Source organism: Celeribacter baekdonensis B30 (assembly GCF_000299875.1).
Lineage (GTDB): Bacteria > Pseudomonadota > Alphaproteobacteria > Rhodobacterales > Rhodobacteraceae > Celeribacter > Celeribacter baekdonensis_A.
This window is the reverse complement of sequence record NZ_AMRK01000001.1, coordinates 452,177-476,056: the sequence shown is the minus strand read 5'-3', so window position 1 is coordinate 476,056 and position 23,880 is coordinate 452,177. Positions and strand designations below refer to the sequence as shown.

The 23,880-nt window shown below is 55.2% G+C and carries 25 protein-coding genes; 17 read left to right on the top strand and 8 right to left on the bottom strand.

What is annotated here, in order from left to right; all coding sequences use genetic code 11:
* The first annotated feature begins 62 nt into the window (after positions 1–62).
* From hslO to B30_RS02230, 5 genes are all read left to right on the top strand, one after another.
* Positions 63–1,064, top strand: coding sequence for an Hsp33 family molecular chaperone HslO (gene hslO, locus B30_RS02250; protein ID WP_009570376.1), 1,002 nt, complete (start codon positions 63–65; stop codon positions 1,062–1,064).
* Entirely contained in the window at positions 1,048–1,650 is a 603-nt protein-coding gene (locus B30_RS02245) for a CoA pyrophosphatase (RefSeq protein WP_009570375.1), read from the top strand. Before hslO ends, B30_RS02245 begins: the two co-directional genes overlap by 17 nt.
* Positions 1,651–1,697: 47 nt before the next feature.
* Complete coding sequence (locus B30_RS02240; RefSeq protein WP_009570374.1) at positions 1,698–2,801, top strand: CCA tRNA nucleotidyltransferase; 1,104 nt, start codon at positions 1,698–1,700, stop codon at positions 2,799–2,801.
* 1 nt (position 2,802) lies between these two features.
* A complete protein-coding gene (locus tag B30_RS02235) occupies positions 2,803–4,020 on the top strand; it encodes a class I SAM-dependent RNA methyltransferase (RefSeq protein WP_009570373.1) in 1,218 nt (405 codons plus the stop codon).
* Between the two features lie 70 nt (positions 4,021–4,090).
* Positions 4,091–4,591, top strand: coding sequence for a L,D-transpeptidase family protein (locus B30_RS02230; RefSeq protein ID WP_009570372.1), 501 nt, complete (start codon positions 4,091–4,093; stop codon positions 4,589–4,591).
* Positions 4,592–4,601: 10 nt separating this feature from the next.
* On the opposite strand, the gene B30_RS02225 is transcribed toward B30_RS02230, so the two are convergent.
* Complete coding sequence (locus B30_RS02225) at positions 4,602–5,135, bottom strand: CAP domain-containing protein (protein ID WP_040401733.1); 534 nt, start codon at positions 5,133–5,135, stop codon at positions 4,602–4,604.
* A 167-nt stretch (positions 5,136–5,302) separates the two neighbouring features.
* Here B30_RS02225 and B30_RS02220 point away from each other — a divergent pair, with 167 nt between their 5' ends.
* Both B30_RS02220 and B30_RS02215 read left to right on the top strand, forming a co-directional pair.
* On the top strand, positions 5,303–5,896 hold the full coding sequence (locus B30_RS02220) for a L,D-transpeptidase (RefSeq protein ID WP_009570368.1): 594 nt from the start codon (positions 5,303–5,305) through the stop codon (positions 5,894–5,896).
* Positions 5,897–6,019: 123 nt separating this feature from the next.
* On the top strand, positions 6,020–6,205 hold the full coding sequence (locus tag B30_RS02215; protein ID WP_009570367.1) for a hypothetical protein: 186 nt from the start codon (positions 6,020–6,022) through the stop codon (positions 6,203–6,205).
* 95 nt (positions 6,206–6,300) lie between these two features.
* Here B30_RS02215 and hemH read toward each other — a convergent pair whose 3' ends face one another.
* Positions 6,301–7,362: a ferrochelatase gene (gene hemH / locus B30_RS02210; protein WP_009570366.1), complete on the bottom strand. Its 1,062-nt coding sequence runs from the start codon at positions 7,360–7,362 to the stop codon at positions 6,301–6,303.
* A 76-nt stretch (positions 7,363–7,438) separates the two neighbouring features.
* Positions 7,439–8,272 carry a methyltransferase domain-containing protein gene (locus tag B30_RS02205; protein WP_009570363.1) on the bottom strand — a complete coding sequence of 278 codons (834 nt, stop codon included), beginning with the start codon at positions 8,270–8,272 and terminating at the stop codon, positions 7,439–7,441.
* Positions 8,273–8,334: 62 nt separating this feature from the next.
* Between B30_RS02205 and B30_RS02200 the strand changes: the two genes are divergently transcribed.
* From B30_RS02200 to B30_RS02185, 4 genes are read left to right on the top strand one after another with little or no spacing between them, the layout of a single operon-like run.
* Positions 8,335–9,048, top strand: coding sequence for a ComF family protein (locus B30_RS02200; protein ID WP_009570362.1), 714 nt, complete (start codon positions 8,335–8,337; stop codon positions 9,046–9,048).
* 35 nt (positions 9,049–9,083) lie between these two features.
* On the top strand, positions 9,084–9,341 hold the full coding sequence (grxC, locus tag B30_RS02195) for a glutaredoxin 3 (protein ID WP_009570360.1): 258 nt from the start codon (positions 9,084–9,086) through the stop codon (positions 9,339–9,341).
* A 3-nt stretch (positions 9,342–9,344) separates the two neighbouring features.
* Positions 9,345–10,181 (top strand): carbon-nitrogen hydrolase family protein, encoded by an 837-nt coding sequence (locus B30_RS02190; protein WP_009570359.1) that lies wholly within the window; start codon positions 9,345–9,347, stop codon positions 10,179–10,181.
* Complete coding sequence (locus B30_RS02185) at positions 10,178–10,627, top strand: MarR family winged helix-turn-helix transcriptional regulator (RefSeq protein ID WP_009570358.1); 450 nt, start codon at positions 10,178–10,180, stop codon at positions 10,625–10,627. Before B30_RS02190 ends, B30_RS02185 begins: the two co-directional genes overlap by 4 nt.
* A 3-nt stretch (positions 10,628–10,630) precedes the next feature.
* Here the strand turns inward: B30_RS02185 and ubiG are convergent, their stop codons facing one another.
* Entirely contained in the window at positions 10,631–11,377 is a 747-nt protein-coding gene (ubiG, locus tag B30_RS02180) for a bifunctional 2-polyprenyl-6-hydroxyphenol methylase/3-demethylubiquinol 3-O-methyltransferase UbiG (protein ID WP_040401732.1), read from the bottom strand.
* A gap of 69 nt (positions 11,378–11,446) precedes the next feature.
* Between ubiG and pip the strand changes: the two genes are divergently transcribed.
* The 5 genes from pip (at position 11,447) to infB (ending at position 17,984) form a co-directional block, all read left to right on the top strand.
* Complete coding sequence (gene pip, locus B30_RS02175; RefSeq protein ID WP_009570354.1) at positions 11,447–12,424, top strand: prolyl aminopeptidase; 978 nt, start codon at positions 11,447–11,449, stop codon at positions 12,422–12,424.
* 172 nt (positions 12,425–12,596) lie between these two features.
* Positions 12,597–13,184, top strand: a complete 588-nt coding sequence (gene rimP, locus B30_RS02170; RefSeq protein WP_009570353.1) for a ribosome maturation factor RimP — start codon at positions 12,597–12,599, stop codon at positions 13,182–13,184.
* A gap of 14 nt (positions 13,185–13,198) precedes the next feature.
* Complete coding sequence (gene nusA / locus B30_RS02165) at positions 13,199–14,806, top strand: transcription termination factor NusA (RefSeq protein WP_009570351.1); 1,608 nt, start codon at positions 13,199–13,201, stop codon at positions 14,804–14,806.
* A gap of 26 nt (positions 14,807–14,832) precedes the next feature.
* Complete coding sequence (locus B30_RS02160; RefSeq protein ID WP_040401731.1) at positions 14,833–15,465, top strand: RNA-binding protein; 633 nt, start codon at positions 14,833–14,835, stop codon at positions 15,463–15,465.
* On the top strand, positions 15,462–17,984 hold the full coding sequence (gene infB, locus B30_RS02155) for a translation initiation factor IF-2 (RefSeq protein WP_009570347.1): 2,523 nt from the start codon (positions 15,462–15,464) through the stop codon (positions 17,982–17,984). Before B30_RS02160 ends, infB begins: the two co-directional genes overlap by 4 nt.
* 75 nt (positions 17,985–18,059) lie before the next feature.
* Here the strand turns inward: infB and B30_RS22305 are convergent, their stop codons facing one another.
* The 4 genes from B30_RS22305 to B30_RS02135 form a co-directional block, all read right to left on the bottom strand.
* On the bottom strand, positions 18,060–18,200 hold the full coding sequence (locus B30_RS22305; RefSeq protein ID WP_009570345.1) for a hypothetical protein: 141 nt from the start codon (positions 18,198–18,200) through the stop codon (positions 18,060–18,062).
* A 156-nt stretch (positions 18,201–18,356) separates the two neighbouring features.
* On the bottom strand, positions 18,357–18,755 hold the full coding sequence (mutT, locus tag B30_RS02145; RefSeq protein ID WP_009570344.1) for an 8-oxo-dGTP diphosphatase MutT: 399 nt from the start codon (positions 18,753–18,755) through the stop codon (positions 18,357–18,359).
* On the bottom strand, positions 18,752–19,999 hold the full coding sequence (argJ, locus tag B30_RS02140) for a bifunctional glutamate N-acetyltransferase/amino-acid acetyltransferase ArgJ (RefSeq protein ID WP_009570342.1): 1,248 nt from the start codon (positions 19,997–19,999) through the stop codon (positions 18,752–18,754). The genes mutT and argJ overlap by 4 nt, the downstream gene beginning before the upstream one ends.
* A gap of 27 nt (positions 20,000–20,026) precedes the next feature.
* Positions 20,027–20,869 carry a peptidylprolyl isomerase gene (locus tag B30_RS02135; RefSeq protein ID WP_009570340.1) on the bottom strand — a complete coding sequence of 281 codons (843 nt, stop codon included), beginning with the start codon at positions 20,867–20,869 and terminating at the stop codon, positions 20,027–20,029.
* 179 nt (positions 20,870–21,048) lie between these two features.
* Here B30_RS02135 and secA point away from each other — a divergent pair, with 179 nt between their 5' ends.
* Positions 21,049–23,751, top strand: a complete 2,703-nt coding sequence (gene secA, locus B30_RS02130; protein ID WP_009570338.1) for a preprotein translocase subunit SecA — start codon at positions 21,049–21,051, stop codon at positions 23,749–23,751.
* The last annotated feature ends 129 nt before the right edge of the window (positions 23,752–23,880 follow it).

Here is a 23,880-nt window from a genome sequence, read left to right as displayed (position 1 = left end):
TCGGCGGTTGTTCCACCTATATGAACACGATATGTCAGCGCCGAACCTCAAGGAAAGCACAAATGATCGGATCGAAAATCGCATGGGATGACACAGTTCTCCCGTTTCAACTGGATGCATCCGACATCCGGGGTCGTGTCGCGCGTCTTGACGGGGTTTTGGACCGCGTTTTGTCGCAACACAATTATCCGCCTGAAATAGAAGCGCTGGTCGCTGAGATTGCATTGCTGACCGCAATGATTGGTCAGACCATCAAATTGCGTTGGAAACTCTCTCTGCAAGTGCGCGGGGATGGTCCGGCTCGGTTGATCGCCACCGACTATTACGCGCCCGAAAAGGATGGCGCGCCGGGGCGCATTCGGGCCTATGCCTCCTATGATGCCGAGCGCCTTCAGCCCGGTGTTGATCCGTTTTCGCAAATTGGCAAAGGCTATTTTGCCATCCTGATTGACCAAGGCAGCGGTACCACGCCCTATCAAGGCATCACGCCGATCGCCGGTGGGTCTTTGTCGTCATGCGCGGAAACTTATTTTGCCCAGTCCGAGCAACTGCCGACGCAGTTTTCGACCTCTTTTGGCAAATCGCGCCTATCGGGCGAAACCGAATCTTGGCGTGCGGGCGGCATCATGCTGCAAAAAATGCCGAAAGCGTCACCCTTCGCCGCACCTTTGGAGGGCGCAGAAGAGCAAAGCCTTTTGAAGCCCGCCGACATTCTGGCCGAGGATGATTTGGAGGACTGGAACCGCGCCAATATTCTTTTGAGTACCGTTGAGGAGATGGAACTTATCGGTCCGCGCGTTCAGCCCACCGATCTTCTTGTCCGCCTGTTTCACGAAGAGCAGCCCCGGGTTTTTGACCCGCAGCCCGTCGCTTTTGGCTGTAACTGCTCCGAGGATCGCGTGCGCAACAGCCTGTCGATGTACTCCGCGAAGGACATCCGGCATATGACAACGAAGGAGGGGACGGTGACTGCCGACTGCCAATTCTGTGGCGAGCATTACATTCTCGATCCAAAAACAGTTGGCTTCGATGCGGAGGTGAAGCCGGATGGAACCACCGATTGATCGCACCACACTTGAGGCGGCGCTCCACATGTCTGGCGCGCCGTCGTCAGATTTTGATCTGAATCCGGATTTTTCGGGCGCTGTGACGGGTGATTTGCGGGCGGCCGGTGTGTTGATCCCCATCATGGATCATCCCAAGGGGCCGAGGCTTGTGCTGACCAAACGCTCATCCGCACTTAAACATCATCCGGGTCAGATTGCATTCCCAGGTGGCCGGGTGGACCCGACAGATTTGGACCCGATTGACGCAGCCCTTCGCGAATCTGAAGAAGAGATCGGACTGCCGCGTCAGATTGTTGATGTTATTGGAACTTTGCCCACCCATGAAACCGTGACGCGGTTTCAGATATATCCAGTTTTAGGCTGGATTAAAGATGATTTTGTGCCCATCGCCGAGCCGGGCGAAGTCTCGGAAATTTTCACTGTTCCCATGAACCACGTTCTTAACGTAGATAATTTCAATGTGCAGTCGCGCCTATGGCGCGGACAAAAGCGGTCGTTTTTCACCGTGCCTTACGGCCCTTACTATATCTGGGGTGCCACGGCGCGCATTTTACGCGGACTGGCGGATCGGGTGCAATTGTGACCAAACTTACAGCGTCTTGGCTCAAAAGTGCGGGAGCACACCAAGTGATGGCGCTGTTCTCCGATATTGGAGAGCCAGCATATTTTGTTGGGGGGTGTGTCAGGAACAGCCTATTTGGTGTTCCTGTCAGTGATTTGGATATTTCGACACCAGTGCGACCCGAACTCATCTTAAACTTGGCACAAAAGGCCGGATTAAAAGTTATTCCAACCGGGATTGAGCACGGTACGGTCACGGTGATCGCGGAGGGCGAACCGTTTGAAATCACAACCTTTCGCAAAGATGTGGAGACGGATGGACGTCGCGCTGTCGTCGCATTTTCGACTCACATGGAAGATGACGCGCGGCGACGTGATTTTACGATGAATGCGATATATGCCGACGCGACAGGAACGATTATTGACCCGCTTGGCGGGTTACCCGATCTGCGCGCTGGGCGTGTCCGCTTTATTGATAATCCTGATCTTCGGATCAAAGAGGACTATCTCCGCATTCTCCGGTTCTTTCGGTTTTATGCGTGGTATGGTGATCATTCTGCCGGATTAGACCCTGATGGCTTGGCGGCTTGTGCAACACATCTTGATGGATTGACAACACTGTCGCGGGAGCGTGTTGGGGCGGAGATCATCAAGCTGTTGTCTGCCCCGTCGCCGGATCAGGCCATTGGCGCAATGGACCAATCTGGGGTTTTGAACACCCTTCTGCCGGGGGCGTCAACCAAAGCGTTCTTCCTTTTGACCTCTTTTGAAACACATCCAGACCCGATCCTGCGTCTTGCGGCGCTGGGCGATTTTGATGTGGCTGGTCTTTTGCGGTTGTCCAGGGCGCAATGCCGCCGATATGCGACCTATCGAGAGTGTGCGGTGGGACCGAGTGGGCTTGCAGAGATCGCCTATCGTGAAAATGCGGATATTGCGCGCGCCGTGTCATGTCTTAGGGCGGCATTTTTTGAACAGCCGGTTTCTCAGGACGCGGCGGTTGAAATCGCCAAAGGAGCTACAGCGATTTTCCCGCTGGTGGCATCAGATTTGATACCAGAACTGACGGGTCCTGCGCTTGGTGCCGCCTTGAAAGCAGCGGAACAGGCGTGGATTGAAAGTGGATTTACGCTGGATCGGCATGCCTTGATAAAGCGGGCAAAGGATACGTGATATGACTCAGTTCGAAGTTGTCCGGCTTGGACATAAAGGTGACGGAATCACCAAGGACGGCGTGTTTGTGCCACATGCGCTTCCGGGTGAGGTTGTGGAGGGTGATGTTGAAAACGACCGGGTGATCCATGGTCGGATCATCACCTCATCTCCCGCTCGGGTTACACCCGCCTGCCGTCATTACAAGGCGTGCGGCGGTTGCGCGCTTCAACATGCCTCAGACGAATTCGTTGCCGACTGGAAGCGCGAAATCGTGGCAACCGCCCTCAAAAATCATGGTATTTCGGCTGGGTTGGAGACGATCCATACGTCGCCCTCCTGCAGCCGCAGGCGTGCAGTGTTTCATGGGCGACGAACAAAAAAGAGTGTCATGGTTGGCCTTTATGGCCGTGCGTCTGACAGCTTGGTTCCGGTGCCTGACTGTATTCTGATGACCCCTGAGATCATGTCCGCCTATGGCGCGCTTGAACGGTTGGTTCAACTCGGGGCCTCGCGTCGCGGCGAAATGAACCTCGCGGTGATCGCAACGGAAACAGGTCTTGATGTGTCCGTGGAGAATGGCAAGCCGCTCGATATGGATCTGAGGATTGATCTAGGCCAAGTCGTACGTGAACAAAGGTTTTCACGACTGTCTTGGAATGGCGAAGATGTAGCGGGCGAAGCGCCGGCCTATCTGCGTTTTGGCAAAGCGCGGGTCGTGCCACCCGCCGGCGCCTTTCTTCAGGCGACCGCAGCAGGTGAGGCCGCGCTTGTTCGGGCGATGCGTCGGGTCGTTGGCGATGCGCGCCGCGTCATTGACCTTTTTGCAGGCTGTGGGACGTTTTCCTTACCTTGCGCGGAGACAGCTGAGGTTCATGCCGTGGAAGGCGTGAGTGAGATGCTTGACGCGTTGAGCAAAGGGTGGCGACAGGCCGAGGGCCTCAAACGCGTAACTGTTGAGACCCGTGACTTGTTCCGACAGCCGATTCGAGCCGACGAACTCAATCGGTTTGACGCGGCGATCATTGATCCACCACGACCGGGGGCTGCCGCGCAGTGTGATGAGATCGCCAAAAGCGCGCTGAAAACCGTTGGTTTCGTGTCATGTAACCCGATCACATTCGCGCGAGACGCAAAAACACTGACCGATGCGGGCTTTGTTTTGGACTGGATTGAGGTGATTGATCAGTTTCGGTGGTCGACTCACGTCGAAATCGCGGCGCGATTCTTGCGGGTTTAGAGCAATCAAATCATTGGCCTGATCACCCAAATCAGTGTATCCAGCACAAAACACTATACGAGTAGACCCAATGGATCGGCGGACTTTTTTAGCATCAACTGTGGCAGCCATTGTGCTGCCATTCGGCGTTTTGGCGCGCGAACTCAGGACCTATTCCGGGCCTGAAGTCACCCGGATTGTGATCTACAAGGGGCGCCGCAAAATGTACCTCATGCATGGGGCAAAGGTGCTCAAAAAGTATCGGATCGGAATTGGCGGAAATCCGGTTGGACCCAAGCAATTCGAAGGCGACAGTAAGACCCCGGAAGGCAGCTATATCATAGATCGGCGCAACCCGAATTCAGCTTACCATCTGTCTTTGGGGATTTCGTATCCGAACCAAAGAGATGAAGCATACGCCGCGTCGATGGGGCGGCGTCCGGGGGGGGATATTTTTATTCATGGACGGGCCGGCGAAAACCGGGGCAAGGGCCGCGACTGGACCGCGGGCTGTATCTCGGTTTCCGATCGCAATATTGAGAAAATCTACATGATGGTGCAAGATGGCACTCAGGTAGATATTTTTCCGTAATTTCAGATAATTACAGGCCTGAAAACTGAGATGGATTGGCTCCGATCAGGAGGGTCCACCACAGTTTTCCATTCTCTTCTTGATACCAGGCAAAGCCGATATCCGTTGCGCGCGGATCAAGAATGATATCGCGGGTGTCGGATTGCTCCATCCAGGCGGACAGGGTTTCAAGTTCGGTTTCGTAGGTTTCTGAAATATTTTCACCAAGCATCAAGCCGGTGTAGCCGGAACGGTTGACCCGATCGAGCGGCGAGGAGCCGTCAGAGCCGAAATGCCAGGGACGGTTTTGGACATGCATGTCACGCGAATGGGTCGCGGCGGCAGCGTTTAGATTGGCGTTGAGTTGAACGGGGGAGGTCCCGGCGGCGGCGCGCAGCGCGTTGATCGAATCAAGGATGTGGTATTGAATCTTTGCTTCATCCCGAGCGTGGATTCGATACAGCCGGGGCAAGGGCTTGCCATCGGGCCCAAGTCGTTCGGTCGGCGCGTCGCAGGCGGAGAGACCAACAAGGGCCATCATAAGGACAGCAATAATGCGAGACATTCAGACACTCCAAAAACTTTGTCTTGATGACCTAGACCCTTTGATTGCCGGGATCAAATCCTGTTCGCAACTTTTTGCTATGAATGATTGTTTGATTTGCGACTGAGGCAATCGCGCCATATAAAGGCAAGGTACACGCGTTCACATTACATGACTGGCTTCGTTCAATGAGTAAACTTCCGGCCCTCAAGGTCTCACGCCGCGCATTTGTTGCAGGCTCTACAGCGGTTTTGGCATTGCCAGCTTTGGCACAGACCGACAACACGACAGAGATCGAAGGCGACATTTCAACCGTTGTGCGCCGCAATATTTCAAGTTTCCGCTCGCTGAACTGGGAACCCTATTTCAGCAATCTCAGCAATGGGGCGATCCTTGTTGATACCACATCGCGGGCGCTGCATTTTTGGAGCGAAGATCAGTCGGTCTACAAGCTCTATCCAACATCGGTTCCCTTAACCGAAGACCTGACGCGTCGGGGCCGCACATCAATCATTCGCAAAGTCGAGGGGCCAAGTTGGTCTCCGACGCCAGCAATGAAAGTCCGCAATCCTGAATGGCCGGAATTTGTTGGGCCGGGTCCAAACAATCCGCTCGGCACGCATGCGCTTTATCTGTCTTGGCAATATTACCGAATCCACGGAACCCACGATACGCGAAAAATCGGCCGGAGATCCTCCAATGGCTGCATCGGTTTGTACAATGAGCATATCGCTGAGTTGTATTCTTTGACAAAAGTGGGAACGCAAGTGTTGCTAATTTGACGATTCTCTGTTCGAAATGAGACCTACGTTAAAGGATAAATTGATTTCTCTTCGGTTTATCTGCATTACGAATACTGTGTAACAAACCTGACCTGCCAATGCAGGGATCATGGAGGAATGAAAATGAAAAAATTCGCTGCTGCTGCCGTTTTTGCTTTGGCTGGCTCTGCTGCTTTTGCTGGTGGCTACTCTGCTCCGGTTATCGAAGCTCCTGTTGTCGTGGAAGAAACATCTTCTTCGTCCGCTGGCGGTTACGTTGTACCGTTGCTGATCTTGGCACTCGTTGCCGCTGCTGTTGCTGCTGACTAATCGTCACTCGACAGTTACTCATTTTAAAGGGCAGCTCATTGAGCTGCCCTTTTCATTTTGAACAAAGGGCTAAAGGCAAGACTCTATGAGTCCGCCTATACCCACCCACTCAGATTCTTACGGATTTGATCGACAAGGGCCTTGATGTGCAAAGGCTCGGCGTTGAGGCAGGGGATGTAGAGGAAATCCTCGCCGCCTGCGTGGTCAAAGCTTTCTTTGATCTCTTCGTTGATTTCCTCAAGCGTCTCAATGCAATCGGCGGAAAACGCAGGGGCACAAACGGCGATGCTTTTGTTCCCGGCTTCGGCCTGACGCGCCACCTCTTCCACGGTATAGGGTTGAAGCCAGTCTTCGGGACCGAATTTCGATTGAAACGTCGTCATGATCTGCGTGTCATTCCAACCGAGGCGTTCCTTAAGCAGCCGCGTCGTTTTCTGGCACTGACAATGATAGGGATCGCCCCCCTCTTTCAGGTAGCGTTCTGGCAGGCCGTGATAGGAACAAATCAGGATGTCGGGCTTTTTCGCCACCGCCGCATAGGCGCGCTCAACGGACTGGGCGAGGGCTTCAATATAGGCGGGATCATCGAAATAGGGCGGTACGGTCCGCGCGGCGGGTTGCCAGTTTTCTTCCATCAAAGCGCGGAAAAATTCGTCATTGGCGGTGGCAACCGTTGCCCCGGCGTATTGCGGGTAGAGCGGGAAAAACAGGATTTTGCTACAGCCTTCGGAGACGAGTTTTTGCACCTTTGATTTGGTGGATGGGTTGCCGTAACGCATACAGAAATCAACCATCACTTCACCGCCAAACTCCTCCGCAAGCGCTGCTTTGATCGCCGCCGTTTGCTCTTTGGTGATGGTCATCAGCGGACTTTCATCGGCCTCATTGTTCCAAATAGACCGATACGCCGCACCGGATTTCGATGGCCTAAAGGTCAAAACGATGCCTTGCAGGATCGGTTGCCATTTCCATTTTGGATAGTCGATCACCCGCTGATCCGAGAGAAATTCATTTAAATACCGACGCATTGACCAATAGTCTGTCGCGTCAGGCGTTCCCAAATTTGACAGCAAAACCCCGATCTTTTGTTTTGGCACTTTGGGGTGGTCTGTTTGTGCGTGTATTGGACAGGTGGCGTCTGCCGCATTTGTGTTCATCCGGCTTGGCTTCATAAGTCCCATGTGTCTGTCCTGATTTTTGTTTTTTATAGGCTTAGGGTGGTCGGGCTGCGGGTCAAGGGGCCGCGTCTGTGGGAAGTTTAAATTCCTGCGCCTGAAGCGCGTCGGCAAGGCGATGTTTGGCGGAACCGGGCATCAACGGTTTCGGCTGGCTTTCATCCGGGGCCCAGCCTGTCAGAAACACCAAATCAAATGTCGCCACAAGCCGGTCGTCTTGCGCAAAATGAGCCTGATAGAGATGCTCGGTCAGATCGAAAAGCGCCTTTGGGCTTGGAGTCATGTGCCGTGCGCCGAGCGCATTGCTTTCTCCCATGGCGCGCAGATCGGTGACGAGTCTTTTTAAACTGGGGTAGGTCACGGTGTGCGGGCTTTTGTCCGCGACAGGCAGGGCAAAAGAGGCGCGTTGCAACAGCGCACCGAGGTCGCGCAGTTCTCCCATCGGCAACACGCGCGGCGATAGGCCACCCAAAAGCGCCGCTTCCGCCTGTCCCAAACAGGCGCGCAGTTCATGCAGCGTTTGGTCGCCGAAAAAGGCCGCGATCATCAAGCCATCGGGTTTGAGCGCGCGATTGCATTGGATGAGTTGGCCGACGGGATCATTGGCCCAGTGCAGGGACATGGCATGGATCACCAAATCATGCGCGCCTTGTTTCAGGTCGAGCACATCGTCATCGGCAACAACACGCGCCTCGGGGAACCATTTTGACCACAACTCGGGAAATCCGGTGACAATCGCCGGCGATGTAAACGCTTTATTAACCATGCTTAACCGATCTTCGATCTCAGCGCGGGCCTCTTCATGCAAAAAGAAATCGCCCCCCATGCGCAAAGCACGGGTGCGGTATCGAGACAGGTGGTCCCGATGGATCAAAGGAACGGGGTCGGACATGGATGTGCTTTCTTTACGGTCATGTTTCAAACCTGCGGGCAATGTAGGAAGTTGACAGGGAAATGCAAACACTGGCCAAGCTGATCTACCCGGCACAATGTCTCACCTGCGACGAAATGATCGAGGTGGCGCGCGGGTTGTGCCCAAAATGTTGGTCGCAAACACCGTTTATTGTCGATCCACCTTGTGACGCCTGTGGGCGCCCTTTGATTGGTGAGGCGCAGGAGGGCGATCTCTGTGATGACTGTCGCGCTAATCCGCGCCTGTGGGATCGAGGCCGGGCTGCGATGCTATATGCGGGCAATGGCCGAGCGATGGTTTTGAGGTTCAAGCATGGCGACCGCACCGATCTTGCGCGCTCTGCGGGGGCGTGGTTGGCGCGGGCGGCAGAGCCTTTGATATGTGAGGATACGCTTGTTGCCCCGGTGCCTCTCCACTGGCTGCGTATCGTTCAGCGGCGGTACAATCAATCCGCGTTGCTTGCCGCTCAGGTGGCGAAGCTCCATGGATTGGACTATTGTCCTGACCTATTACGCCGACCTGTTGCGACTCGAAAATTGGATGGGATGACCGCAGATCAACGCCATGAAACGGTTTCAGGCGTGATCAAAGTCACACCGAAGCGCGCCAAGGTGATTGCCGGTCGGCATGTGCTTTTGATCGACGATGTGATGACCACTGGTGCGACTTTGGCGCAATGCACGCGCGCCTGCCTTGAGGCTGGTGCGTCGCATGTTTCGATCGCGGTACTGGCCCGCGTTGCCAGAGAGGGCTAAATCCTTATAGTCGCCGAAAGATCAAAGGATTTCCCATGCAACCTGTCACGCTCTACACCACTCCGATTTGCCCTTATTGTATCGCGGCCAAGCGCCTGCTTGACAGCAAAGGGGTCACCTACACCGACATCAACGTGATGGCCGAACCCAATCGTCGCGCCGAGATGATGCAAAAAGCCCATGGTCGCCACACCGTGCCGCAGATTTTCATTGGCGACACCCATGTCGGCGGTTGTGATGAGCTTTACGCCCTTGAACGTGCTGGTAAACTCGACCCGCTTTTGGCGGATTGAGCCATGACCCGCGTCGGCCTTATTACGCTTAATTCCTCTGACGATCCGCTTGCCAATCTTGCGATTACGCAACGCTATGTGACCGAAGCGGCAGAGGCGGGGGCACAGATTGTTTTGACGCCAGAAGTCACCAATTGCGTTTCAAGTTCGCGTACACATCAAAGAGAGGTTTTGCGCGCTGAGTCTGAAGACCCAACATTGGCAGGGTTGCAGGAAACGGCAAAATCCTGTGGGATTTGGCTCTTGATCGGCTCACTGGCCTTAAAGACCGATGATCCAGATGGGCGATTTGCCAATCGGTCTTTCCTGATCACCCCTGAGGGCGAAATCGCCGCGCGCTATGATAAAATCCACATGTTTGACGTCGATGTCAGCGAGACGGAGACCTATCGCGAATCCGCCGGGTATCGTCCTGGCAATCGGGCAGTTTTGGCGAAAACGGCGCTGGGCCAGATCGGTATGGCGATTTGTTATGATCTGCGTTTTCCGCATTTGTTTCGTTCTTTGGCACAGGCAGGAGCCGACATCCTCACCGTGCCTGCGGCCTTCTCTGCCGTGACCGGGGCCGCGCATTGGGAGAGCTTGCTCAGAGCGCGGGCGATTGAGACCGGGTGTTTTGTTTTTGCTCCGGCGCAAACGGGGCAACACGTCGAAACCACAGGGTCAACGCGCCGCACCTATGGTCATTCTCTTGCCGTTTCGCCCTGGGGAGAGGTGCTTTATGATGGCGGTGTTGAACCGGGATGGGATGTAATTGACATTGATATGGGCGATGTTGCTCATGCCAGATCGCGCATTCCTTCCCTGTCCCATGACCGTGACTTTGAGGTTCCGCAATGAGTGGCCCATCCAACAATGACTCGCTGTCTGTGGCGCTGTTTTCCGAGATTTTCATGGCGGATCAGTTGGCCCGAAACCGGCTGACCAAAGCGATGCCCAAAGGCATGGAAATCAGTCACTTTTCGGTGCTCAACCATCTTGCCCGTGCCAATGACGAAAGGTCTCCGGCGCAGCTTGCGCGGGCGTTTCACGTCACCCGCGGTGCGATGACCAACACATTGAACAAACTCGAATGGGCGGGACATGTTCACATTCGCCCGGATTGGGACGACGCGCGCCGCAAATTCGTGTCAATTTCCCCATCAGGCCGCGCGGCACGAGACGCAGCTTTGGCGGCGATTGCGCCGATCCTGTCTGATATTGTCGAGGCGATTGGCACCGAACGGGTCAAGGCCGCACTTCCCGTCTTGCGGGAAATGCGCATTCGTCTTGAGGAAGAGAACTAGACCTTAACTTGGCTTGGTCGATGCCGTGACATAGTTCACCGACAGATCACGGGCAGACAGAGACCAGGTCCAAAGCACCGGATTGAAGACAAAGCCTTTGCGATCCACCGGAGACAGCCCGGCCTTTTCAATCAGCGCGTACAACTCGTCTGGCGTGATGAATTTTTTCCACTCATGCGTGCCCTTCGGCAACCAGCGCATGATCACTTCGGCGCCAACGATGGCCATCATATAGCTTTTGGGATTGCGATTGATCGTTGAGGCAATCATCAGCCCACCGGGTTTGAGCAACATCTGACAGGCGGTCATGTAGCCCAGTGGATCGGAGACATGTTCGACCACTTCCATATTCAAGACCACGTCAAACTGTTCCCCCGCCTCGGCGAGTGATTCGGCGGCGGTGTGGCGATAGTCGATCACCAACCCGGATTTTTCCGCGTGAAGCTGCGCAACGGGAAGGTTCCCCGCCGCCGCATCGGCACCTACAACCGTCGCGCCCAAACGTGCCATCGGTTCGGATAAAAGCCCGCCACCACAACCGATGTCCAGCAGGCGTAGCCCCTCAAAGGGGCGCTCGGCGGACAGGTCACGCCCGAACTCAGCGGCGATTTGCGAGGTGATGTAATCAAGCCGACACGGGTTCAGCATATGCAATGGTTTAAACTTACCATTCGGGTCCCACCATTCTGCGGCCATGGCCTCGAATTTGGCGACCTCTTGCGGGTCAATGGTGGACTGATGCATTTGCATGATCCTCTCCTTCGTGTTCAACTTAGAAATCGGTTTCTATACCGATTGATCGCTCTATATAGGAACCCCATGGATAAGGTCTCAGGCCAAAAGAGCGCATATAGCTACCTCTACCCCCAAATCGCGGTCTATGACCACCGGATGTTGGAGGTTGGGGACGGGCACCGGATTTACGTCGAGCAAAGCGGCAATCCGAAGGGTATTCCTGTGGTGGTGTTTCATGGTGGTCCAGGTGGGGGCTGTAGCCCTTATATGCGGCGCTATTTCGATCCGTCCATTTTTCGCATCATTTTGTTTGATCAACGCGGTTGCGGCAAATCGCGGCCCTTCGCCTCCGTCGACGCCAATACGACATGGCATTTGGTCGCTGATGTTGAGCGGATTAGGGTCGAATTGGGCATTGAGCGTTGGACTGTGTTTGGCGGAAGTTGGGGGGCGACATTGGGCGTGGCCTATACTCAAAGTCATCCGGAACGAGTGCTGCATCTTGTTTTGCGCGGCGTGTTTTTGGCGCGGCAAAGTGAGTTGGATTGGTTCTACGCGGGCGGTGCGGGTCAGTTTTGGCCGGAGCTTTGGGCGGAGTTTTGCGATGCCATCCCGGATGAGGAACACGACGATTTGATCGCGGCCTATCATCGGCGTTTGTTTAGCGGCACTTATCAAGAAGAATTGCGTTTTGGTCGGATCTGGTCGCGTTGGGAGAATGCGTTGGCGTCGATCGGATCGAATGGCGCAGCGGGTGAGCCTGCGCCGGATTACGCCCGGACCTTTGCACGGCTGGAGAACCATTATTTCACCCACAAGGCATTCTTTGAGCGCGATGGACAGCTTTTGGAGGATATTGGCAAAATGGCCAATGTGCCTGGCACCATTGTTCAGGGGCGATTCGATATGATTTGCCCGCCACATACCGCCTACGCGCTGCATAAGGTTTGGCCCAAGGCGCGGTTGATGATGGTGGGGCAGGCAGGTCACGCCATGTCTGAGCCGGGAATCACGCAGGCGCTTGTGTCGACGATGGACCGGATCGGACAGGAGATGCGATAAGACTTGCAGAGTGGCCTGTAGCGGCGTATAGGACGTGCCAACAGCGGCGCGTTGGGAGGTCCCAAAGCTCCACCGGGAAAGATCGACGGGCCGCGCGCCCGTTTTTTTGTGCCCTGAAACCGCGTTGGTCGATGGGTGGCCCGTGAACCCGTATCTGAAAGGCAGCCCGGACATGTCCGAACTTATTGCCAAGACAGCCATTGATCGCCGTTTGGCGGAAATCATCACCCCGGTTATCGAGGGGATGGGATTTGAACTTGTGCGCGTGCGTTTGATGTCGTCGACCAAATCGAAGACGCTTCAAATTATGGCCGAACGTCCCGATGGCGGGATCGAAGTTGACGAATGTGCGCAGATTTCGACTGCGGTTTCTGCTATTCTCGACGTCGAAGACCCGATTGAGGACGAATACACGCTCGAAGTGTCAAGCCCTGGTATCGACCGACCTTTGACGCGCCTGAAAGATTTTGCGTCTTTCGAGGGCTATGAGGCCAAGATTGAAACGACTGAGATGATCGACGGCCGCCGTCGCTTCAAAGGGGAGATCGCCGGTGTTGAAGGCGATGAAGTTCTCCTGACGATCGAAGAAAATGGTGAGACGCTCACCATCGGTTTGAATTTTGATTGGCTGTCAGATGCGAAACTGGTGCTGACCGATGAGCTGATCCGCGAAATGTTGCGCCAACGCAAAGCGTCCGGGGCAATTGACGAAACAAATTTTGACGAAATCCAGACCGACGACGGGTCTTCAGAGGATTGAGAGAGGACTGAGATATGGCAATCACCTCTGCAAACCAGCTTGAGCTGTTGCAAACCGCCGAGGCCGTGGCCCGCGAGAAAATGATCGACCCCGAATTGGTGGTTGAAGCGATGGAGGAGAGCCTCGCACGCGCTGCAAAGTCGCGTTATGGTTCCGAAATGGATATTCGTGTGTCCATTGACCGCAAGACTGGCCGGGCCACCTTTACCCGTGTGCGCACTGTGGTTGAGGAAGACGAGCTTGAGAATTACCAAGCAGAGATGACCGTCACGCAGGCCAAACAATACATGGCCGACCCGCAGATCGGCGACGAGATCAAGGAAGAGGTTCCGCCCGTGGAACTCGGCCGGATCGCGGCGCAATCTGCCAAGCAGGTCATCTTGCAAAAGGTGCGTGAAGCGGAACGGGATCGTCAGTTTGATGAATTCAAGGATCGCGTCGGCACCATCATCAACGGTGTGGTGAAACGCGAAGAATACGGCAACGTGATCGTTGATGTGGGTCGTGGCGAAGCCATCCTGCGCCGCAACGAGAAAATCGGTCGCGAAACCTATCGCCCGAATGATCGCATCCGGTGTTTCATCAAAGACGTGCGCCGCGAAGCGCGTGGGCCGCAGGTGTTCCTGTCCCGCACCGCGCCGGAATTCATGTCCGAACTGTTCAAAATGGAAGTGCCGGAAATCTATGACGGCATCATCGAGATCAAAGCTGTGGCCCGTGATCCGGGGTCGCGCGCCAAGATCGCTGTGATTTCCTATGACAGCTCGATTGATCCGGTTGGTGCCTGTGTCGGTATGCGCGGTTCGCGTGTTCAGGCTGTGGTGAACGAGCTTCAGGGCGAGAAAATCGACATCATTCCGTGGAATGAAGATGCGCCGACCTTCTTGGTCAACGCGCTTCAGCCCGCCGAGGTGACGAAAGTTGTGCTCGACGAAGACGCTGGCAAAATCGAAGTTGTTGTGCCGGATGAGCAGTTGTCGCTGGCCATTGGTCGCCGTGGTCAAAACGTGCGTCTTGCGTCGCAGTTGACTGGCTTGGACATCGACATCCTGACCGAAGCTGAGGAATCTCAGCGTCGTCAGGCTGAGTTTGCCGAACGCACCAAACTGTTCATGGACAACCTCGATCTTGACGAGTTCTTTGCTCAGCTTCTGGTGTCCGAAGGGTTCACAAACCTTGAAGAAGTGGCCTATGTTGATGTGGATGAACTTTTGGTCATCGACGGTGTGGACACGGATACGGCGTCTGAACTTCAGGCCCGTGCTCGTGATGTGTTGGAGGCCGCCAATCGTAAGGCTCTTGAGCATGCCCGCGAATTGGGTGTCGAAGACAGCCTTATTGAATTCGAAGGCCTGACACCCCAAATGATTGAAGCATTGGCCGAAGATGGTGTGAAATCCGTCGAAGATTTCGCGACCTGTGCCGATTGGGAATTGGCCGGCGGTTGGACCACGGTCAATGGCGAACGCGTCAAGGACGACGGTGTCCTTGAGAAATTCGACATGTCCCTGGAAGAAGCACAAAAACTGGTGATGACGGCGCGCATTCAGCTTGGCTGGGTCGATCCGTCCGATCTTGTGTCCGATGAGGACGGTGAAGTCGAAGAGGAAAGCGAAGCCTGATTTGAGGCTTTGCGACGAGGTGCTATATGACCCGAGGTGGGCAAACGAAAAACCGGGATGAGAGCGAGCGCAGTTGCATAGTGACGCGCGAAGCGCAGCCGAAGCGTGGTCTCATTCGGTTTGTTGTTAGTCCGGACGGGCTCCTCGTTCCGGATCTGTCAGAGAAACTTCCCGGTCGCGGGATTTATGTCTCGGCAGAGCGCGATGTTTTGGAAGAGGCGCTCAAAAAGCGTCTCTTTTCCAAGGCGGCGCGGATGGATTTGACGATCCCGGACGGGTTTGTTGACCTGCTTGAGGCGGGTTTGACGGATCGCGTTGTGCATTTAATCTCCTTGGCCCGTAAAGCCGGAGATGCAGTGTGTGGGTTCGAAAAAGTTAAGGGCTGGTTGGCAGATGGGCGGGCAAAAATTTTGCTTCAGGCCTCTGACGGATCAGAACGTGGCAAAGGCAAACTTTGGACGCCGGAGGGCGGCCGTTGGTTCGGTCATCTGACGAGTTCCGAATTGGGTTTGGCTTTTGGACGCGAAAGTGTGATACATGGCGCGCTCGCAGGTGGCGGACTCAGCAAACGTGTTGTAGAGGAAGCCACACGCCTGATGGGCGTGCGCGAGACAATCGGTGGAGAGGGCTCCGCCGGGAAGGGTAAGACGACGAAATGAGCGATACAGACGGCAAGAAACCCCTCGGCCTTCGGGGCGGCCCCGGATCGGTGAAACAGAGCTTTTCCCACGGGCGCACGAAGAGTGTTGTGGTCGAGACCAAGCGTAAACGAGTCGTGGTGCCCAAAGCCGGGTCCGCGAAACCGTCTGCGTCGGGTGCCGGAAAAGCCCACTACGGGGATCCATCAAAACGTCCCGCGGGCATTTCCGATGCGGAAATGGAACGTCGGATGAAGGCACTGGCTGCGGCAAAATCTGCCGAAGTTCAGGATGCTAAAAACCGTGCGGAAGAAGAGAAGGCGCGCGAAGAAGAGCGCGAGCGCCGCCGCCGTGAGATTGAAGAAAAGGCACGCGAAGAAGCGGAGCGTGAAGCCGCGCTCAAAGCCAAGGAAGAAGAAGAAGCTCGGGCCAAGAAAGAGGCGGAAGACGCCAAGAAGCGCGAGGTTCAGGCGAAAAAGCCGGCGGCTGTGGCTGCGCCCAAGGTTGATGATGACCCGGCTGCGGCTCAGGTTGCTTTGCAAAAGCAAATGGACCGTGGCGGACGCCCTGTCACGCCAGCGCCGCGCGCGCGTGAGCGTGAAGAGACAGATCGCAACAACCGCAACAAAGTGGCGGACAACCGTCGCTCTGGCAAACTGACCGTGAACCAAGCGTTGACGGGCGGCGAAGGCAATCGCCATCGCTCCATGGCGTCGATGAAGCGCAAACAAGAGCGTATGCGTCAGAAGGCTATGGGCAACGAGCAACGTGAAAAGGTTGTGCGTGATGTGCGTGTCCCGGAAGCCATTGTGGTGTCCGAGCTTGCCAACCGTATGGCCGAACGTGTGGCTGATGTGGTCAAAGCGCTCATGAACATGGGTATGATGGTCACACAGAACCAATCTATTGATGCCGATACGGCTGAATTGATCGTCGAAGAATTTGGCCACCGCATTTTGCGCGTGTCTGATGCTGACGTTGAGGATGTGATCCAACAGGTTGAAGAAAAACCCGAAGATCTCAAACCGCGTCCGCCGGTTGTCACCATCATGGGTCACGTTGACCACGGGAAAACCTCCCTGCTTGATGCGATCCGCCATGCGAATGTGACTTCTGGTGAGGCGGGTGGCATCACCCAACACATCGGCGCCTATCAGGTGACCACCGATTCGGGCGCTGTTCTCAGCTTCCTGGATACGCCGGGTCACGCGGCCTTTACCTCGATGCGTGCCCGTGGTGCGCAGGTGACGGATATCGTCATTCTTGTTGTGGCGGCTGACGACTCGGTCATGCCGCAAACGATCGAAGCGATCGCCCATGCCAAAGCGGCAGGCGTTCCGATGATTGTGGCGATCAACAAATGCGACAAACCGGATGCCGATCCGAACCGGGTACGGACCGCGCTTTTGCAGCACGAAGTTGTTGTAGAAGCCATGTCCGGCGACGTGCAGGACGTGGAAGTTTCCGCGAAAACGGGCAAAGGGCTTGATCAACTCCTCGAAGCCATCGCGCTTCAGGCAGAGATCCTTGAACTGAAAGCCAACCCTGATCGTGCCGCCGAAGGTGCCGTGATTGAGGCTCAGCTTGATGTGGGCCGTGGTCCGGTGGCGACGGTGCTTGTGCAAAAGGGTACTCTGAAACGTGGCGACATTTTTGTTGTGGGCGAGCAATGGGGTAAAGTCCGCGCGCTTGTAAACGACAAAGGCGAGCGTGTGGATGAGGCTGGTCCGTCTGTTCCTGTTGAGGTGCTTGGTCTCAATGGCACGCCCGAGGCCGGTGACGTTTTGAACGTGGTCGACACCGAAGCACAGGCGCGTGAAATCGCAGAATATCGCGAACATGCAGCCAAAAACAAACGTGCTGCGGCGGGTGCTGCGACAACGTTGGATCAGCTTTTGGCGAAAGCGAAAGCCGATGAAACCGTGTCCGAGTTGCCTATCTTGGTCAAAGCGGATGTGCAGGGCTCGGCCGAAGCAATCGTTCAGGCGATGGAAAAAATCGGCAACGACGAGGTGCGTGTGCGCGTTCTCCACTACGGCGTGGGTGCGATCACCGAATCCGACATCGGCCTTGCTGAGGCATCTGGTGCTCCAGTCATTGGTTTTAACGTCCGTGCGAACGCTCCGGCACGCAACTCTGCAAACCAAAAAGGCGTGGAAATCCGGTATTACTCGGTGATTTACGATCTTGTGGATGACGTGAAAGCGGCGGCTTCTGGCCTTCTTTCTGCTGAGATTCGCGAGAACTTTATTGGTTACGCCCAGATCAAAGAGGTCTTTAAGGTATCTGGTGTCGGTAAAGTTGCAGGGTGCCTTGTCACCGAAGGCGTTGCACGTCGCTCTGCGGGTGTGCGTTTGCTGCGTGATGATGTTGTCATGCACGAAGGGACGCTCAAGACGCTCAAGCGCTTCAAGGATGAGGTCAAAGAGGTCCAGTCCGGTCAAGAATGTGGTATGGCTTTTGAGAATTACGAAGACATCCGTCCGAACGATGTCATCGAGATTTTTGAACGTGAAGAAGTTCAGCGGAATCTCGAGTAACTTCGACCAATATATCAAAATAAAAAGGCGAGCCAAACGGCTCGCCTTTTCTTCATTCTGCACGCTGATTTCTAATCAGGCGACTTTTTTGACGGAAACAGGTTTGCCCTCGAAGGTTTTGTCACCAACACGAACCTGGATGTTGCCATCGGCGGTTTCACCAACAAACAGACCTTGGACGGAAATGTATTTCCCGACAGAGATAGAACGCATCATCTTGTTTGCCCCCAACTGAAATGACGTTAGAAACAAATTAGCCTATAAATATTTAAAAATCATTCACAAATTTAAGACAAATCTGTCATTTGAGCACAAATGTTGTGCAAATGAAGGCAATAACCACAGAATATTCCGTTTCTGCTTTGCAGCATTTCACAAAAGGTCGCGAAGCATGGGAATCAGTGGGATGTCTGCCGGGGGCATTGGGTAGTCACGCAATTCAGAGACCTTGACCCATTTTAATACCTGCCCCTCACGCGGATGGGGAATACCGTTCCATTTGCGACAGGCAAACAGCGGCATCATCAGGTGAAAGTCGTCGTAGCTATGCGACGCAAAGGTCAATGGAGCGAGGCAGGAGTTCCACGTCTCAATACCAAGTTCCTCATGCAACTCACGTACAAGCGCGGCTTCGGGTGTTTCACCGGGCTCAACTTTACCACCGGGGAACTCCCAAAGACCCGCCATGGATTTGCCTTCGGGGCGCTGTGCCAAAAGCACGCGCCCCTCGACGTCGATCAAGGCAACTGCCGAAACGAAAACCAGTTTCACGAGCGATAATCTGCGTTGATGGTGATGTAGCCGTGGGTCAAATCGCAAGACCATACGGTGGCCGTGCCATTGTCGAGGCCAAGATCGACACGGATCACAATCTCGTCGTTCTTCATGTAGGCCGCGCCTGCCTCTTCAGAATAGGAGGGCGAGACCCAGCCATCTTCAGCGACAAGAATGTCGCCAAACCAAATCTTGAGGCGGTCCCGTTCGGCCCGTTCGCCGGATTTCCCGACAGCCATGACAATGCGACCCCAGTTCGGATCTTGGCCGGCCACAGCGGTTTTGACCAAAGGCGAATTGGCAATCGACATCGCCACGCGGTGTGCAGGGCCGTTGGCATTTGCGCCGGTGACCTGAACCTCGATCAGCTTGGTCGCGCCTTCGCCGTCACGGGCGATTTGAATGGCGAGGTCTTTCATCACCGCATGAAGCCCTTCGCGGAAGGCATGAACACGCGGATCGGCGAAATCGGTGATAGGTGCCATATCCGCCTTACCTGTCGCGGCCAGAAGCACCGTGTCGGAGGTGGAGGTGTCGCCGTCCACCGTGACGCAGTTAAATGTCTTGGCATTGTCGAGCCAGATACATTGTTGCAGCACATTGCGCGAGATGTTTGCGTCGGTGAAGATATAGGACAGCATCGTCGCCATGTCGGGCGCAATCATGCCGGAGCCTTTGGCGATTCCGGCGATTTTGACGGTCGCACCATCAAGCTGAACCGTCCGTGTGGCGCCTTTGGCAAAGGTGTCCGTGGTCATGATCGCGCGGGCGGCCATGCTGATGCCTGCCTCATCCAACGCGGCGTCGAGATCGGCGATTTTGGCGGTGATCCGCTCCCATTTCAGGGGCTCGCCGATGACACCGGTGGAGGAGGTAAAGACGCGGGTTTGGTCAATGCCCATGGTGTCTGCCACCGCTTTGGTGATCTTTTGCACCGCATCCATGCCGTTTTTGCCGGTAAAGGCATTGGAATTGCCGGAGTTGACCAAAATGGCGGCTTTGCCCGAACCATCGAGGCCAATCTTGTCCTGACAGTCCAGCACGGCAGCGGAGCGTGTCGAGGAACGGGTGAAAACGCCGGCCATGGCTGTTCCTTCGCACAGTTCCGCCAGCATCACATCAACGCGGCCAGAGTAGCGCACGCCCGCCTCCAAGGCGGCAAAACGCACCCCTTCGATGACAGGCAACTCGGGAAAGCCTGATTTGGGCGCGAGCGGGGAAACATGTTCGATTTTGGCCATGGTCGGCGTCCTTGCTACAAAACGATCTTAGTTGGCGAGCAGATCATCCATCCGCAACACGGAGGGATCAATGCCGTCAACGCGCTCAACTGCGCCGTCCGATTCGAGGGAGGCGATTTTGTCCTGAATGGCTTTGTCTTGGATTTCTGCGGCCAATTCATCCTGCACGTCGGCCAGGGGCGGGACCTCTGACAGGCGCGTTTCCATCAGTTTGATCACATGCCAGCCAAATTGGGTCTGAACCGGCGCGGAGACAGTGCCTTCTTCCATGTCCACGACGACCTGTTCAAATTCAGGCACCATCATGCCGAGGCCGAACCAGCCCAGATCACCACCGTTCGGACCCGACGGACCCGTCGATTTTTCGCGGGCGAGATCGGTAAAATCTGCACCAGCCTCCAGATCGGCCTCAAGCGCTTTTGCCTCATCCTCGGTCTCTACCAAAATATGCGCGGCGTGATATTCGCGACCTGGCTCAAATTCGGCGAATTTGGCGTCATAGGCGGCTTTGAGGGAGGCGTCATTCACCGCCTCTTTCGCGATGGTTTCAAGCATGGAGCCGGCAATCACGACGCGTTCTTCATTCTCGATCTGGTATTTCAGCGCCTCACCAATCTCGCCTGCGGATTGTTTGAGAATCTCCTGCTGGACGATCTGATTGAGGATTCCATCGTAAAGCTGTTCGTCGGTCAGGCTTTGATATTGCGGCGGAAGACTTTGGCGTGCGGCGATGAGATGACCAACTGTGATCTCCGCGCCATTGATCGTAGCGACCACAGTCTGAGCTGTCACATCTTCGGCATGAAGCGGGCTCATGGCAAAAAACGCGGCGGAAATGAGAGCTGTGGCACCAGAAATGCGGTATTTCATCGAGAAAATCCTTCCTGTCGTCCCCATATCGGGGCGCGACGTTGACACTGTTGATGTGGCCCCTTACATCGCCTTAGGTCACTGAAGAGGAGCCTTCCGCCTGTTTCTATGGGGTGAATGGCACTGGGGCAATCCCTCCTCTCACACGATCCTGTCAGGACGCATCGAGCGGAGAGAATATGCTGGGCATCGGTACACTCGCGAAAAAGGTTTTTGGGACTCCTAACGATCGCAAGATCAAGGCGACCCGCCCTCTCGTGGCTAAAATCAACGCGCTGGAACCAGAGTTTGAAAAGCTCGATGACGCCGGTTTGATCGCAAAAACCGAAGAATTTAGAAAGCGGGTGGCCGAAGGCGAAAGCCTTGATGCGCTCTTGCCGGAGGCCTTTGCCAACTGTCGCGAAGCGGCGCGGCGCGCGCTTGGTCTGCGCGCTTTTGACACGCAGTTGATGGGCGGGATTTTCCTCCACGAAGGCAACATTGCCGAGATGAAAACCGGCGAAGGTAAGACGCTTGTGGCGACCTTCCCCTGTTATCTCAATGCGCTGTCCGGTCAGGGTGTTCACGTCGTGACCGTCAACGAATACTTGGCCAAACGCGATTCTGAATGGATGGCGAATGTGTTTGAAGCGCTGGGGATGACCTGCGCCTCGATCTATAGCCAGCAGCCCGAAGATGAGAAACGCGCGGCCTATGCCTGTGATGTGACCTATGCCACGAACAACGAGCTTGGGTTTGATTACCTGCGCGACAATATGAAATCCGAACTGGGTGAAATGGTTCAGCGCGGGCATCATTTTGCCATCGTCGATGAGGTCGACTCGATCCTGATCGACGAGGCGCGCACACCTTTGATCATTTCTGGCCCCTCTGATGACCGGTCTGAGCTGTACCTGACCATCGACAAATTGATCCCGGAATTGACCGACGCGCATTTCGAGCTGGATGAGAAAACTCGTCAGGTGACCTTTACCGAAGAGGGCAACGAATTCCTCGAACAGCGCCTGCATCAGGCCGGTCTTTTGGCCGAGGGTCAAACGCTTTACGATCCCGAAAGCACCACAATCGTGCATCATGTAAACCAAGGTTTGCGGGCGCATAAGCTGTTTCAGAACGGCGTTCACTACATTGTGCGCAATGGTGAGGTCGCGTTGATCGACGAATTCACCGGGCGTATGATGTCGGGCCGTCGTCTGTCGGAGGGTCTCCATCAGGCGATCGAGGCGAAGGAGGGCGTCGAGATCAAGCCCGAGAACATCACCATGGCATCGGTGACGTTCCAGAACTACTTCCGGCTCTATGACAAACTGTCCGGCATGACCGGGACGGCGGCCACCGAGGCCGAAGAGTTCATGGAGATTTACAAACTTGGGGTGGTCGAAGTGCCGACCAACCGTCCGATTCAACGTCTTGATGAGCATGATCGGGTCTATCGCACGGAGGCGGAAAAACTGGCCGCCGTGGTCGAGTCCATCCGCGAAGCGCATGAAAAAGGTCAGCCGGTTCTTGTTGGCACCACCTCGATTGATAAGTCTGAGGATTTGTCAAAACTTTTGACCAAAGAAGGTATTGTCCACAATGTGCTCAACGCCCGTCATCACGAGCAAGAAGCACAGATCGTGGGGGACGCTGGCAAATACGGCGCGGTGACAATCGCGACCAATATGGCCGGGCGTGGGACCGACATCAAACTCGGCGGTAACGTTGAGATGAAGGTGATGGAGGCGCTTGCCGCCAATCCAGAGGCTCATCCCGACACCATCCGCGCTCAGATTGAAGCAGAACACGCCGCCGAAGAGCAACGTGTTCTTGAGGCGGGCGGGCTCTATGTTTTGGCCACTGAGCGTCACGAGAGCCGCCGTATCGACAACCAGTTGCGGGGCCGTTCTGGCCGTCAGGGCGATCCGGGTCGGTCGTTGTTCTTCTTGTCTCTCGAAGATGACCTGATGCGGATTTTCGGCTCTGATCGTCTCGATAAAATGCTGTCGTCCTTGGGGATGAAAGAGGGTGAGGCGATTGTGCACCCTTGGGTCAACAAATCCCTCGCCAAAGCACAGGCGAAGGTCGAAGGCCGTAACTTTGACATCCGCAAACAGCTTTTGAAATTCGACGACGTGATGAACGATCAGCGCAAGGTGGTGTTTTCCCAGCGTCGCGGCATCATGGAAGCCGCCGATGTGAATGAAATCGTGGCGGATATGCGCCACGAGGTGATCGAAGAACTGGTCGCGGAGGCCATTCCACCGAAATCCTATCCCGATCAATGGGATGTTCCAAAACTGCAGGAATCTATTGCTGAGACTCTCAACATGGGCCTCCCGGTGCAAGATTGGGCGGACGAAGAGGGCGTCGATGATGAGGCAATCATTGATCGCATTGCTGAACAGTCCGATGCGATGATGGCGGAAAAAGCGGCGGCCTTTGGCGACGACCAAATGCGCCAGATCGAAAAGCAATTCCTGCTGAACACCATCGACGCCAAATGGCGCGAGCATCTTATGACGCTCGAACATCTGCGTTCTGTTGTTGGCTTCCGCGGCTATGCACAACGTGATCCGCTCAACGAGTATAAAAACGAAAGCTTCCAGCTTTTCGAAACCATGCTCGACAGCTTGCGCACGGAAGTGACCCAAAAACTGTCGCGTGTGCGCCCGATGACCGAAGAAGAGCGCAACGCGATGTTGCAACAGCTTATGGAACAGCAAGCCGCCGCGACGGCGGGTGCTCAACCGGTTGCCCCGGATCAAGACGCTGATTTAAGCCTTGATGCTGCGCCCGGTTTTGATGAGGCGGATGTAACAACCTGGGGCAATCCAGGCCGCAATGATCTCTGCCCCTGTGGCTCCGGGAAAAAATTCAAACACTGCCACGGCGCTGTTTAAATCACTCACTGACAACGGTTAGCCCGCTTTCGATCACCGGAGGCGGGCTTTTTCTTGCCGCAATGGGACCTCAGAAAAATCAGATTTCTCCGCTACATCCTTAATAAATGGTCAAGGGTTTGGTGGAGA